Below are 13,769 nucleotides of genomic sequence, written 5' to 3'. Positions count from 1 at the left end.
ACTGTGAGACGTCCGGCGTACCGCGCGGATGAAAGAAAAAGTGATTCATACAGGACTCCGGTCGGACGTGACGGCTACATAGCGTCCGGGTGAAAGTATCTGTCCGGGGTCAACGGCGATTTTCAATTGCTGGGTAAGGCTTGAAAAAACTGACTCCTTGTCTGGCAGTAAATCCATGGAGTCGACGTTAAGGCGGTAGGGCAGAAAGCCCTCTTTACTGCATGCGGCGAACAGCGCCCGATAACAGGCGTTGGCGCGGTCCGTGGCAATCGGGTCGTTGCGGTCGAAAAGAAGCGGGACGGTAGAATCGAAACAGCGGTCGTTTAGCGTGGTGAGTGTGATCAGGGGGTTGATGCCGTATTCGGGACAGACGCGCTCGATGATCTCAACGTAGCGGCGGGCGTCTTTGCCGCGAATCGGCACAAGAGGCGCGAACCAGATGAGTCCACAACCATCCCGCGCCGGATCTTTTGCCACTCCGGGCTCGGGTTTGTGGCCCGAGCGCCAGTAAGCCAGGGCCAATGCTACGTCATTCGGCCGACCATTCATGATATCCAGGGCACCGGCCAAAGCATCTGCCAGGCTGCGAATGCGTGTGCTCAACTTGCCGGGAACCAGGCGTGCAACGTTCTGCGCAAGTGCAACCTTGCGAGCATTGACGAAAACCAGGCGGTCGGTTACCGGGCCCAGCAGGCGTCGCAAAGTTCGGCGCGCAGCTTTGGCAACGTCGCGGCTAGCATAGATGGCCCCAACACCGTTCCAGGCAGTAACGCTGTACTTTTCGGCGAGCGCATCGACAACTTCTGCGGGCAAAACGCCATCCACGGCCTGGGTCTCAGGAAAAGGAGCCATCATGGACAGCATGCGCTGACGATTCATCAGATTGATCGCGACGACATTACCCGTAAGGGCGCGGAGCACCTCGCGGACGGTGGGTACCAGCTTTTCCAGCAATTTGTCGTCTTTAGTCGAGAAGAAGAATGCGGTGAGCGTTTCAGGAGCGGGGGCAAGCGCGAGGGTGATGCGGGTTACAACGCCAAAATTGCCCTGGGTGAACAGACCATCCAGATAGGGGCCTATCCCCCATTTATAAAGTCCGTCAACTTCAGGCCCGCCCAGTTCACTCAGTGGCGTTCTATAGATTCGCCCATCCGCCAAGACGGCTTCTATTCGGGTAACCGCCGCGAAATGGTCAGTAATAGGGGTGATGCCGTAGCCACGCTCCAGCGCGTTGCCGAGAATGCTGCAGTGCGGTCCCGCACCGGTTACCGGAACCAGGTAGTGCGCATCGCGTTCATCGAGGAATCGTCTCAGTTTTTCCTGCGTGACCCCCGGCTCAACCGTTACTACGCCGAGTTCCTCGTCGAAGTCGACTATCTGGTCCAGCTTCGAGAGATCCAGTAGCACGCTGTCGTTCTTTACAGGATTGGCGCTGCCATAACCCCAATTGTGCCCCGTACTGATGGTATAGACGCTTACCGCATGGTGCGCTGCAATCTTGAGCAGCTCGGGGATCTGCTCGCAGGTGTCAGGTTTTATTACAACGGGAATGGCGCGCTTCGCGCCCGTTGTGCTGGCGCCAAAATCACCTTCGTCTGCGCGCACTACTGCCCGGTCGCCCAGCATGGCTTTCCATTCGGCTATTGCAGAATCGAGGGAACTGTTGTTGTGCACAAGCATACCCGGGTGTTGAGGGCTAAAAGGAAAACCAGAGGAAACACTTAAAAATCGACATGCGTCGCCAGGAACAGAAGTATAAACGAGGGGGTAAGAGCTCGCGTACCCGTGAAGGTTAATAAAAGAAATGATCTTAAAATAAATAAATCCATATAAAACATATGGTTATGTGTAACTTACGCGGCCTTTGCAGATGTAACATAAGTTAAATTTTATTTATTATTAACATCGGATGAAATATATATGCATTTGTTTAATACATATATTTGCCCCCAGTTTCTTCCGAAGCAAAAAACGTAGCTCATATATGTAATGTGAAACGAAGGGTATCCGGCAGGCAGATACGCCCGTGTTCGGTCCGAGCTGGTGAGCGAGATCGTGGGTCGGGGCGGCAGGCATTGCTGAGTAGAGTTGCCGACGCCGCAAAGGTGTGGGTGAGGGAGTTGGCCGCGCGTGGGCGCCATCAACATTGTTGAGTGACAGGGTTGGCAGTGCCCTGGCATGGCTGTCAGGAAAACTTACAAGAGTTTAATGTTGGGCGACGTAGGCCGCTGTTTTGTTTATTAAAGTTAATGTGGCACGGTAAATGCTTACAGGATGTTCGTCCATCACTCAGTTGTATTCAGGAGTAGTAGTATGAACAAAATCAACAAGCTGGCGCTATCCGCGGCCCTCACATTGGGCTTCGCCCATTTCGCTAGCGCCGCACCTATTCTGGACGACGTACTGTCGAGTTACCCAGACGTCCGGGACAATCATGGCGCTTATGTCCAGTTAACCGATACGGATGGCGAAAAAGACGACATCGTTGCCGGCCTGATTCTCGAAAATGCAGGGTTCGCCGCGAACAATAGCTTCGGTCTTTTCAAGCGTGGTGACTTCACTAACCAGTTCGAAGTATTCGCTGGCTCGGATACGCCGAGTTCTGACCGCGTAACCCTGGTGTTCAAGGATAACGGTAGCGTTTGGGCCGATGGCGTAGAGAAAGCGGCTGACTTCGGCACCCTGTTCGGCTTTTACCTCAAGCGCGGTGATAGCATCTGGTACTCGGACAAGTCGCTCAACGGTGGAATTGACGTCGCTGGCTTCTATGATCTGCCAAATGCAAAGAATGGCTATGACTTCGTGGTTGCCTTTGAAGACGTGCCGAACGGCGACCAGGACTTCAACGACCTGGTTGTCGGTCTTTCAGACGTAGCCACGGTCACCGAGCCCGGCTCCCTCGCTCTGCTGGGTTTGGGATTGATCGGTTTGGGACTGTCACGTAACCGCAAAAGCTGAAAAAAGGCGAAGTTCTGCCTTTTAGTTGTGCTAACCGAGCTATTTAGTTGTGCTTAACCAGCTATTTAGTTGTCCTTAAACAGTTACGGAGCCTCCTGGCTCCGTAGTGCGGTTTCAAAAGAACCCATGATTTCGGTCATGGGTTCTTCTGTTATGGAGGGCAAACTTCTCAGAGTCGGTCGTCGACTGCGTCTTTTGGCAGCAGGTATTTCACGTCGAACAATACATGGGCGTCTTTGCCCAGCGCGCGTATGCCTTCAGCGCCCATTTCCAGGAACTGGCGGTGACCCACGGCGAGAATAACTGCATCGTAGGTTTTCTTGCGCGGCTCGCTGACCACATCGAAGCCATACTCTTCGCGGACTTCTTCCGCATTGACCCAAGGGTCGTACACATCAACGTTAGCGTGGTATGACTCGAATTCCTTGACCAGGTCCACGACCCGCGTGTTGCGTATGTCGGGGCAGTTTTCCTTGAATGTCAGGCCGAGTATGAGGATGTTCGAGTCGACAACCTGAACGCGCTTGCGGGTCATCAGTTTGATGACCCGTTCAGCAACGCGACTGCCCATGCTGTCGTTGATGCGGCGCCCGGAAAGAATCATTTCCGGGTGGTAGCCAACCGACTGGGCCTTATAGGTGAGGTAATAGGGGTCGACGCCTATACAGTGCCCGCCGACCATGCCGGGCCGGAAAGGCAGGAAGTTCCATTTGGTGCCCGCCGCCTCAAGTACCTCAAGCGTGTCTATGCCCAGCCTTTCGAAGATCAATGACAGCTCATTGATCAGTGCGATATTGACGTCGCGTTGGGTGTTTTCGATTACCTTGGCAGCTTCTGCGACGCGGATGGATGTCGCCTTGAACGTGCCCGCGGTAATGACGGACTGGTAGAGGCTGTCAATGAAGTCGGCTATTTCAGGGGTGGAGCCCGAGGTGACCTTGAGAATATTGGTCACGCGATGCTCTTTATCGCCGGGATTGATTCGCTCCGGACTATAGCCGGCGTAGAAGTCCTGGTTGAAAGAAAGCCCGGAAACTTTTTCCAGTATCGGGATACATACTTCTTCGGTGGCGCCGGGGTAAACCGTGGACTCGTAAATAACGATGTCGCCCTTGTTGAGCACCTGTCCGACAGCGTTGGATGCCGACTGCAGAGGGCGCAGGTCTGGCGTTTTGAAGCTGTCGATCGGCGTTGGCACCGTCACAATGTAGACATTACAGTCGCGGATATCCTTCAGGTTTGAGCTGAAGCGCAGGTGCTTCGCGGCGGCGAGCAGGTCATCCTCAACTTCAAGGGTCGTGTCATGGCCCGCCTGGAGCGCCCGGATCCGCTTCTCGCTGATATCGAAACCTACGGTCGGGAACTGCTTGCCAAACTCCACCGCGAGCGGCAAACCGACATAGCCGAGGCCGATCATGCCAATGCGTACATCCTTCAGAGTTCTCATTGCTACTCCCGTCAGCGAACCTCATTAAATGTTCATCGGCATTATGTGTGTTTCCACGGGCCGATCATGTGGCCGATATTCTGCCTGAACGCGTCCTGCTTGACGAGATGCCGTCGCGGCCCGGCCAGTGCTTTTCTGGCTAATTTTCTGGCTAAAATGCACGCCAGCCATATTGTGCAGGGTGGTGCAGCCTGCGCCTTGGTTAATGCAGCAAAAGTGCTAGCCAGCACCCCTGCATTACGGTGATAGCTGATCGCCTGTGCGATAGCGGATCTTAGACTACATTGATAACAATCGAATTTGCCGTACAATCTTGGCCTTTCCCATGGCGAATCCTGTTCAGATTCATTTTGAGTCCGGCTGCCCGATCCGCGCGCACCTGTAGTGATCACGAGGGGTGAACACGAGGGGTGAGCACGAGGACTGCGTCGTGAGCTCTGCCGTCGCCAGATCTTTCCAATTACCGAAATCCAAGGAGTAGACGTGGCACACGTCCGGGTTTTCAGGCACTACATCCACTTGCCTTTCGCTATCCTCGGCTTGCTGGACCTGATCGTCCTCGCAGGGGCTTTTCACATCGCCGCGTTTTTCAGGTACTTCGGCCAATGGCAGTTGCTCCAGGCGGACTGGTTCTACGTTTTCCCGTCAGCACTGGTTTTCGCGGTGGCCAACCTCTTCGTGATGATGGCGCTTGGCGTACATCAGTCTCGGGTGGAAGAAGGCATTTCCGGCATGATGCTGAGAACCATACTTGGCCTGGTCCTGAGTCTGCCGCTGGCAATCATGGCATACCTGATATGGCCAGACTGGCTCTGGTATCTCAATGGCGATGGCGTTCTCGCGTCAGCCTCGGTTTTTGGGTTCTTCCTGCTGGGTATCACCCGTACCCTGTTTTTTGGCGTAACCGGCGAGGAAACATTCAAGCGCAGGGTAGTGGTTTACGGGGCTGGCAAAAGCGCACACCGGATTTTCGAAGATCTCCGCACTCCGATGAATCGCAAAGGCTTTGTTCTCGTGGGCTTCATCCCAGGCAATGAAGCCGAGTCTGTGGTTCCGTCCCGCCGGATCCTCAGCGTCAGAGGTTCCCTGCACGAATTCATTCGGGACCTCAAAGTGGACGAGGTTGTCGTCGCAGTGGACGACCGGCGTAAGGGGCTGCCGCTGGACGAACTGCTTGAATGCAAGATGGAAGGAATCCGGGTAATGGATGGGGCCAGCTTCTACGAGCGTGAGTCCCGCAAAGTTGCCCTGGAAATGATCACCCCCGGCTGGCTGGTGTTCTCGGATGGTTTCTCGCTGTCGTCAGTAGCAGGCGCGGGAAAACGCGCCGTTGACCTGGCCGCGAGCCTCGCACTGTTTGCGGTAACCTGGCCTTTCATGGCGTTGACTGTGCTGGGTATCAAGCTGGAGGACGGCTGGAAAGCGCCGATTTTCTACAATCAGGAGCGGGTAGGGCTTAATGGTCGTTCCTTTTATGTACACAAGTTCCGCTCCATGCGCACTGATGCCGAGAAAGGCGGAGCCGTCTGGGCGCGAAAGGACGATGACCGTGTGACCCGGGTAGGCGCGTTCATCCGGAAAGTCCGCATTGATGAGCTTCCGCAGATATTCAACGTCATGAAAGGCGATATGGCGTTTGTCGGGCCTCGGCCAGAGCGGCCCATATTTGTTCAGCAACTGGCTGAAAAAATCCCGTTTTACAATGAGCGCCATCGCGTCAAACCCGGCATTACCGGTTGGGCGCAGCTTTGCTTTGCCTACGCCGATAACGAAGAGGACAGCCGCGAAAAGCTTCGTTACGACCTGTACTACATCAAGAACCAGAGCCTGCTGCTGGATCTCATGATCATCATCCAGACAGTTGAGGTTGTGCTTTTCAAAAAAGGCGCACATTAATCGCAGTACAGATGAGATGAGCTTGGGTGGTTTGAGCCTGGTGTGGGAAATAAAGCCCATAACGGGCCGAACGGCCTTTTCTATCAGGGCCATGCCGCCAGATATGGCATTTGCGTCCCTTCCATGCAGGCGTTTCCGGCCGTAAAAGCGTATTATTACGGATCGAACATCCTGCGGTGAATTCAGTGAAACTGTAGCAAAACCGTGGATAATGGCCATTCAGGAAGCAGGGTTCAGCTTCTGAAGTCGGAGGTGCCGGCCTGGTCAGCGGTTTCCCGACTTCGCGAAAGGTGCGGGCGGGCAATACTTCCTGACATACACCTCAAGGCAGGACCCGTAGATACAGCCTCGCGAATCAGTCGAGGACTCAAGCGTAATGAGGATTAGTTGATGGTACGGATTACTGTTCTAGTAGTGCTTTTCGCAGGATTGCTGGCGGGCTGTATGAATCGCCCGGTATCCAATAGTGATCAGATCAATGCTGCACTTACCAGCAGTCCTTCCGATGCGGCGGCTTATATCATCGGCCCCACGGACGTTGTAAAGATAAGCGTCTGGCGTAATCCGGACCTCAGCGTCGACGTTCCCGTCCGCCCGGACGGCAAGATCTCCGCACCGCTCGTAGGTGATGTTCAGGCAGCCGGCCGAAGCCCCGAGCAGCTGGCACAGAACATCAAGGAAGAGCTGTCGGTTTATATCAAGGAACCGGAAGTCACTGTCATCGTTGCCAGCATGGGCAGTAATGAGTTTGTTGACCGTGTACGTGTAACCGGTGCGGTCAAGAGTCCGCTTTCGGTTCCCTATCGCAAAGGCATGACCGTCATGGACATGGTGCTGAATGCGGGTGGTCTCAATGAGTTCGCAAAAGGGGACCAGGCACGGCTTTACCGCAAGCATCAGGGAGGCGTGGTCGCGATTCCTGTTGATGTGGAGGCAATTCTTACCGAAGGTGATGTCAGGACCAACTATTCGATGCATCCGGGCGATATCCTCACTGTACCAGAGCGTCTGTTCTGATTGGTTCAGCGTCAAAGACCACTTCGCCCTGCTACAAGAAATTCAAAGTCTTAGTTCTGAGGGATTGAACGATGGCACTGCCACTTTCTCAACTGCCGTCCGAGGTGCTACGCGAAATAAAGTCGCACCGGTGGCTTAGCTTCTTCATCTTCGCCTTGATAAGCGCAGCGGTTCTTATCGTGGCGTTTGTTTATCCCTACAAGTACGAGTCGGAAGTTATCATTTATGTCGATCAGACCGGGATTACCGAGTCGTTGATGGAAGGTGCTGCTGAGTCTGTTGAGATGGGAGACGTCGTCAACAACGCCCGAGAGATTCTTGCAACTCACGAAGCCATGTCTGTGCTTGCCAAAAATGAGCGGCTCTTCGGTTCGGGGGCGAGCGAGGCGGATGAAGACACCGTAGCCGCACGAGTTAACAGGCTTCGCGCGAGCTTCAGTGTTGGCGCCCGGGGTCAAAGTTATCTGGCTATAGCGTTTCGAGACGCGGAGCCCAATAACGCCTTTGTCGGAGCGCAGCTTCTCGGGCAGCGCTTTATCGAGCTGATTAACGAGCGTAACCGTGAGGAGAGCCGTGGCGCGTACACATTCATCGACGGCCAGGTAAGAGCCTATGAAGAAGAGCTGACGGCGGCTGAAGAGCGTCTCAAACAGTTTCTTTCGGTGAACACGGAAGGGTCCGAGAGTGAGGCGACGAGCAAGATCGCGTCCGTTCGCAGCCGGATTGAATTGGCTGAACTGGAGTTGCAGGAACTGCGCGCAAAGGAAGAGTCACTTAACAATCAGCTAGGCGGTGTTGGTGAAAATATCTCTGCTGAAGTAACCCGCAGCCGGATAGATCAGCGTATCTTCTCTCTGCGCCAGCGACTGGACGATCTTCGCCTTCAGTATCATGACACTTACCCTGACGTCGTTAGCCTGGAGAGCCAGATCGCAGAGCTTGAGCGACGCCGAGACAGTGGAGAGACAGGTGAATACTTTAGTGAGGGCGGATCACAAAGTGCCAGTTCAAACCCTCTCTATCAGCAGCTGAAAGGCGAGCTAGTTTCGGTCACAGCCAATATTGAGCAAGTTCAAACGCGCATAAGTGCACTTAAAGATCTGCTCGCTAGCGAGTTGGAGCGGATGCAGAAAATTCAGGCCAACAAGGCGCAACTGGCTGACCTGACCCGCAACATGGAAGTCAACCGGTCCATATACAATGATCTCCTGCGCCGCCGCGAGCGGGCCCGCCTTTCGGTTAACCTCGACCGCGAAGCCCAGGGCGTCACCTATCAGGTTCAGGAATCGCCACGCTACCCGACGAAACCCAGCGGAATACAGTTTGAACAGTTCGCCTCGGCGGGGCTGCTGCTTGGGCTTTTGGCGCCTTTCGGCCTGGCTGCAGGACTGCTTCAAGTCGACCCGCGTGTGCGCTCGAGACAGGTACTGCAGGAAAACTACAGCATTCCCGTACTAGGCGAGATTCCGCAGGTGATAACGCCATACGAGCGCCGCAAGCGAAAGGGAAGCTTCTGGTTGCTTGGATTTGCTGCCCTGGCGGTGGTCGCCGGCTATATCGCGATTGTTGTCCTCCAACTCACAGGAGTGATCGGATGAGAAAGTTCGGCCCGGAATCCAAGTCAAACGTCGAAGATTTACCCAAGCGGGAGGGGCGCCCTGACCCCGATCAGGCGAACGCCAAATCGACACGAAAAGGAGCGACCGATCCGGAGTCGGGCTTGAATATAGACAAGCGCTACCAGATGAGTCCTGACCCGGAGCCGCAAGGAGACGACGGGTTGCGAGCCGATGCCCGTGCTGGTGAACCGGAACAAAAGGCCGGAGCTGAGCCAGCAGGAACTGAAGCCAGTTCCTCGAGCAGATCAGGGCAGGGCGACAATCAACCGCCCTCTAACAGGGCCGGCGCAGGTAGAGAATCTGACGAATCCCGGCTTCTCGTTCCCAGCTCCATGGAAATGGGTATTGGCACGGTTGATCGCTATGTCATTAGTAAACAGATCACCCGCATGCAGGAGCCACGTCGGCTGACGCCGGATGATCTTGACGAGCGCAGAATTATCTACCCTGACTCGCCTGACCGTAAGACCGTAAACCGCTTCAGGGACCTACGGACACGTCTGCTAGAAGTGAGCGGGGGTAATAACTTCACCATGGTCGTGACCGGCTCAACACCCGGTGCGGGTACATCGTTCATGGCCCTGAACCTCGCGGCTTCTTTTGCGTTTGACCAAGCGAAAACCGCACTACTGATCGACTGTAATCTACGCGAGCCGACCCTTCACTCTTTACTGGACATCATGCCAGAGAGCGGCCTGACGGACTTTCTGGAAGACCCCGATTACGATATCGCCCGCGTTATCTATCCCACCGGCATCCCGCGCTTGCGCCTGATCCCAGCCGGTACGCGGCGCGAGTCGCCGTCGGAGTTCTTCACGTCATTTCGTATGAAGCAGTTTCTGCAAGCTATTCGCCGCCGCTATCCGGACCGCTACATTATTCTGGACACCAGCAGCGTAGCTGATTCGCCCGACGCCCGCATCCTTGCCGAGGTTTGTGACTACGCGTTACTGGTAGTACCCCACGGACGGGTTATGCCAGGCCAGGTAGAGGACGCCGCGCGCGCTTTCCCCCGGGACAAGTTTGTGGGGGCTGTGCTTAATGCTTAGAAGTCGTCTTTCAGCTGCAGCCCCGCTTGTGCTGGTCAGTGGCCTGGGGGCTATTTTTAATTCGTCTCATCTAATGGCCGACCCGGTCACTGTGGATCTGTTTACCACAGTGCGTTACTCGGACAACATGCGCCAGGCCGACGATGATGAGGCTGAGTCAGATTTTGAGTATCGTCCGGGTGTCCGTATTGCCCACGTAAAGGATCCGGGTCAGTGTAATTCGGCGCTCCAGTCCGAGTTTGCCTACCTGATCTACAAAAATGAGACGCTTGATAATCAGGTCTCTGCTCAGTTGGACTGGGACGGCGACTGCGAGATTGCGCCCTATCTGAGCTGGCGGGCCAGCGACTCTCTGCGCGAAGCCTCGCAGAGCAATCGTGGGACCAACACGGCCGCTAACCGGGAACGGCGTAATGTCTTCTCCACGGGACCCCAACTGGTGCTCCCGCTGACCGAACTCACCAGTTTTATTTCCAGCCTCGACTGGCGCAAAACCACCTACGAAGAAACAGAATCCGGCGATAACGAGCGCTGGGTGGCTGATGCCAGACTGCAACGTTCTTTCTCGCCGGTTATGCAGGGCTGGTTGAGCGCCACGTACTCAGACGCCGAGTATGACAGCGGCGAGACCCTGGAAGAAACCAGTTACCGAGTGGGCATGAGTCGACGTATCTCCCGTACGTTTTTTTCGGGGAATATTGGTGTCACGAGTCTTGAGCGAGATGTGAACGGCCGGCTCAGTGAAGAAGAGGGCATAGTCTGGAGCGCCCAGGCGACTCATCAGTTGGACAATGGCAGTGTCTTCGCCAGCGTATCCCGCGATATTACTGACCAGGCCAGTGATGTTGAGATCGCATTTGGGGACATACGCTTCACTTTCGACCAGTCCCAGGCCGTCGAGATGACGAGCTTTACCGTCGGCGGGAATACTCTGCTGCGAAACGGCTACGGCGTAAACGCAGATGTCTATTACAAAGAACATCTCTACGTTGGCTCAGATGAGATGGAAGAGATTGTTGGTACCCAGATAGGCCTGAGCAAAGCGCTGAACAGTGCCCTGTCGGCACGTGGCACGCTCAGGTACGAACGCCAGGAGTTCTTCCCGGACGAGGCAACGGCGAATGAGTATGCCGCTTTGCTGGGCCTGAGCTATACCCGAACCAGCCGGCTTTCATTCAGCCTCGACGTCGGTCATGAGACCCAATCAGCGTCATCCGGCAACGCTGCCGAATACAGCGAGAACTTTATCGCGGCGACTGTGAACTACAATCTCAGGTAGTTTGTGTGATCTTGGGGTAGTTTCCCGTTTTGCTACTGTTCTCGCTCAGCTATTGTATTGATCCAGCTTATAAAAACAATTGCTTTAGCTTTTATTGGCACTGATTAGCTACTTCGGGTACCGGCCATCAGCAGGTACTCGTTGTTAACTCAAGTATCGGTCGTTATTCCAGAGTTCAGGTGTGTTTGCCTCGATAACGCCGATACGAACACAGCCGGAACATCCATGAAGCACGAATCGATTCGCAACGCCCTGACTATAGACGTGGAGGACTATTTCCACGTCGCTGCGTTGGCCGAGGCCATCAAGGTCGACGACTGGCCGTCCATGGAATACCGGGTGGAAGCCAACACCGATCGCTTGCTGGCCCTCTTTGACGAGTTCAGCACCAAGGCCACGTTCTTCATTCTGGGCTGGGTTGCAGAGCGCTCCCCGGAGCTGGTCAAGCGTATAGCTGCGGCCGGCCACGAGATAGCATGCCACGGCTACAGCCATCAACTGGTCTACAACCAGACGCCTGAAGTTTTCCGGGAAGAGACCCTGAAGTCCAAGCGCATGCTCGAAGACCAGAGCGGCCAGCCGGTGAACGGTTACCGGGCGGCGAGCTATTCGATAACCGCCAAGTCTAAGTGGGCACTGGATATCCTCTGCGACGCCGGCTTTACCTGGGACTCTTCCATATTTCCGGTGCACCATGATAACTACGGAATGCCCGGCACGCCGCGTTGGCCCCACATTCTGAAAACAGAGAAGGGTCAGGCAATTACCGAGTTTCCATTGAGCACGCTCAAGTTGCCCGGCTACACCCTGCCGATCGCGGGAGGCGGGTACTTCAGGCTTTTCCCGTACTGGTTTTCCCAGTGGGGTTTGGGCCAGATCAACCGCCAGGGCGAGCCATTCGTGTTTTACCTGCATCCGTGGGAAGTCGACCCTAAGCAGCCCAGGTTTGATGTCAGCGCATTCTCGCGCTTCCGCCACTACAATAACCTGGACAAATGCGAAGCTCGCCTGCGTAAGCTACTGGGCGCATTCGAGTTTACAACGATGGAGCAGGTGCTCGCGGAAAAAGGCCTGCTGGACAATTCATCGTCCGGTTCGGCATCAGCAACAAGAGCCGCCGTCGCGACACCGTAGGGTGGGCACCGCCCACCAGAACCCGGGAATCAAGGCTCGTAGCGCAAAAGGCGGCTCGAAAGTAGCACGGTAGGGTGGGCACTGCCCACCAGAACCCTGTGCGCGAAAACCATAGTCTCGAAAACTATAGTCTCGAAAACCATAGTCTCGAAAACCATAAGCCCAAAACCAACTCAACCGAAGGCGAGCTAGCCTGGGAAGTAGTCAACCAATGTTAGAACTCCTCTTCTGGATATCTGCCGCGGTCGTTGTTTACGTCTATCTCGGCTACCCCGCAATAACGGCGCTGCTCTCGCTCCGGAAGCATCCCCGCCGGAAAAACAGGCATTACCAGCCGAAAGTCTCCATTCTGATCGCGGCCTACAACGAAGAAAAAGACATCGCCGCGACGTTACATAACAAAATTGCCCAGAATTACCCCGCGGACCGCCTGGAAGTGCTCGTCGTGTCAGATGAATCCACTGACGAAACCGACGCTATCGTTGAGCGTATCGCGGCCGAAGCGCCGTTCCCGATCCGGCTATTCCGACAGATTCCCCGCAAAGGTAAAACCTCCGGCCTCAACATGATCGTGCCGGAAGCCACAGGCGAGATCATCATTTTCTCCGATGCCAACTCCCAGTGGGCGCCGGATGCGGTGGCCCAGTTGGCAGCCAATTTTGCCGATACCGCTATCGGCTACGTAACAGGGAAAATGGTCTACACCCATGCGGATGGATCGCTGATTGGCGACGGCTGCAGCGCCTACATGAAGTATGAAAACCAGGTGCGTGAGTGGGAAACGGACATGGGCTCCGTGGTCGGCGTCGACGGCGGCATCGACGCCATGCGCAAATCACTCTACGAGCCACTGCGCGCTGACCAGCTGCCGGACTTTGTTCAGCCACTGAAGGTTGTGGAGAAGGGCTACCGGGTTGTGTATGAGCCACGAGCGCTGCTGAAAGAACCGGCCAACGACGATACGGACAGTGAGTTCAGCATGCGTGTGCGCGTATCGCTCCGGGCGATCTGGGCCCTGAAGGATATGTCCCACCTCATGAGCATTCCGGCCTATGGCGTATTCGCGTTCCAGCTCATTTCCCACAAACTGCTGCGTTACTACGCCTTTGTTCCGCTGGCGCTTTTGGCGCTGGTTTCAGTCATCCTCGCCGATGAAGGCGGCTGGTACACCCTCGGTTTTCTGGCGCAGGTAGCTTTCTATGCGGCCGCCTGGATGGGTTATCAGAGGCGTGCCGAGGGCGACCTGCCAGTTTACCTGGCTATTCCGCTGTATTTCGCACTTCTTAATCTGGCTTGCTTTCAGGCTGCCCTGGCATTTAGACGCGGTGAGAAGAAAGTACTTTGGAATCCAAGGAAAGGTTGAGCCAGAC

Annotated in this window: 10 protein-coding genes; 8 read left to right on the top strand and 2 right to left on the bottom strand. The window is 55.3% G+C overall.

Going from position 1 to position 13,769, the window contains the following annotated elements:
* Positions 1-45 precede the first annotated feature (45 nt).
* On the bottom strand, positions 46-1,674 hold the full coding sequence (locus tag soil367_RS10285; RefSeq protein WP_246065254.1) for an FAD-binding oxidoreductase: 1,629 nt from the start codon (positions 1,672-1,674) through the stop codon (positions 46-48).
* 639 nt (positions 1,675-2,313) lie between these two features.
* Between soil367_RS10285 and soil367_RS10280 the strand changes: the two genes are divergently transcribed.
* Positions 2,314-2,958, top strand: coding sequence for a PEP-CTERM sorting domain-containing protein (locus tag soil367_RS10280; RefSeq protein WP_172962327.1), 645 nt, complete (start codon positions 2,314-2,316; stop codon positions 2,956-2,958).
* 169 nt (positions 2,959-3,127) lie between these two features.
* Here soil367_RS10280 and tviB read toward each other — a convergent pair whose 3' ends face one another.
* Positions 3,128-4,405: a Vi polysaccharide biosynthesis UDP-N-acetylglucosamine C-6 dehydrogenase TviB gene (gene tviB, locus soil367_RS10275; RefSeq protein WP_136549025.1), complete on the bottom strand. Its 1,278-nt coding sequence runs from the start codon at positions 4,403-4,405 to the stop codon at positions 3,128-3,130.
* Positions 4,406-4,888: 483 nt separating this feature from the next.
* On the opposite strand from tviB, the gene soil367_RS10270 reads away from it, so the two are divergent.
* From soil367_RS10270 to soil367_RS10240, 7 genes are all read left to right on the top strand, one after another.
* Positions 4,889-6,301: a TIGR03013 family XrtA/PEP-CTERM system glycosyltransferase gene (locus tag soil367_RS10270; protein WP_136549024.1), complete on the top strand. Its 1,413-nt coding sequence runs from the start codon at positions 4,889-4,891 to the stop codon at positions 6,299-6,301.
* Between the two features lie 390 nt (positions 6,302-6,691).
* Positions 6,692-7,318: an XrtA/PEP-CTERM system exopolysaccharide export protein gene (locus tag soil367_RS10265; RefSeq protein WP_136549023.1), complete on the top strand. Its 627-nt coding sequence runs from the start codon at positions 6,692-6,694 to the stop codon at positions 7,316-7,318.
* A 71-nt stretch (positions 7,319-7,389) separates the two neighbouring features.
* On the top strand, positions 7,390-8,916 hold the full coding sequence (locus soil367_RS10260) for an XrtA system polysaccharide chain length determinant (RefSeq protein WP_136549022.1): 1,527 nt from the start codon (positions 7,390-7,392) through the stop codon (positions 8,914-8,916).
* Positions 8,913-9,986 (top strand): P-loop NTPase family protein, encoded by a 1,074-nt coding sequence (locus tag soil367_RS19030; protein WP_246065253.1) that lies wholly within the window; start codon positions 8,913-8,915, stop codon positions 9,984-9,986. The genes soil367_RS10260 and soil367_RS19030 overlap by 4 nt, the downstream gene beginning before the upstream one ends.
* The gene (locus soil367_RS10250; RefSeq protein ID WP_136549021.1) at positions 9,979-11,265 is read left to right on the top strand and encodes a porin family protein; all 1,287 of its coding nucleotides are present in this window, start codon (positions 9,979-9,981) and stop codon (positions 11,263-11,265) included. Before soil367_RS19030 ends, soil367_RS10250 begins: the two co-directional genes overlap by 8 nt.
* Positions 11,266-11,490: 225 nt before the next feature.
* Positions 11,491-12,399, top strand: coding sequence for an XrtA system polysaccharide deacetylase (locus soil367_RS10245; RefSeq protein WP_136549020.1), 909 nt, complete (start codon positions 11,491-11,493; stop codon positions 12,397-12,399).
* 211 nt (positions 12,400-12,610) lie between these two features.
* Complete coding sequence (locus soil367_RS10240) at positions 12,611-13,762, top strand: glycosyltransferase family 2 protein (protein ID WP_136549019.1); 1,152 nt, start codon at positions 12,611-12,613, stop codon at positions 13,760-13,762.
* The last annotated feature ends 7 nt before the right edge of the window (positions 13,763-13,769 follow it).

It is taken from the genome of Hydrocarboniclastica marina (genome assembly GCF_004851605.1).
Classification (GTDB): domain Bacteria; phylum Pseudomonadota; class Gammaproteobacteria; order Pseudomonadales; family Oleiphilaceae; genus Hydrocarboniclastica; species Hydrocarboniclastica marina.
The sequence above is the reverse complement of the archived record's forward strand: the minus strand, read 5'-3'. Positions and strand labels throughout refer to the sequence as shown.

Coding starts and splice junctions, on each gene's coding strand:
- soil367_RS10260 (WP_136549022.1), top strand. CDS start 7,390: ATGGCACTGCCACTTTCTCAACTGCCGTCCGAGGTGCTACGCGAAATA.
- soil367_RS10240 (WP_136549019.1), top strand. CDS start 12,611: ATGTTAGAACTCCTCTTCTGGATATCTGCCGCGGTCGTTGTTTACGTC.
- soil367_RS10250 (WP_136549021.1), top strand. CDS start 9,979: ATGCTTAGAAGTCGTCTTTCAGCTGCAGCCCCGCTTGTGCTGGTCAGT.
- soil367_RS10245 (WP_136549020.1), top strand. CDS start 11,491: ATGAAGCACGAATCGATTCGCAACGCCCTGACTATAGACGTGGAGGAC.
- tviB (WP_136549025.1), bottom strand. CDS start 4,405: ATGAGAACTCTGAAGGATGTACGCATTGGCATGATCGGCCTCGGCTAT.
- soil367_RS19030 (WP_246065253.1), top strand. CDS start 8,913: ATGAGAAAGTTCGGCCCGGAATCCAAGTCAAACGTCGAAGATTTACCC.
- soil367_RS10265 (WP_136549023.1), top strand. CDS start 6,692: ATGGTACGGATTACTGTTCTAGTAGTGCTTTTCGCAGGATTGCTGGCG.
- soil367_RS10280 (WP_172962327.1), top strand. CDS start 2,314: ATGAACAAAATCAACAAGCTGGCGCTATCCGCGGCCCTCACATTGGGC.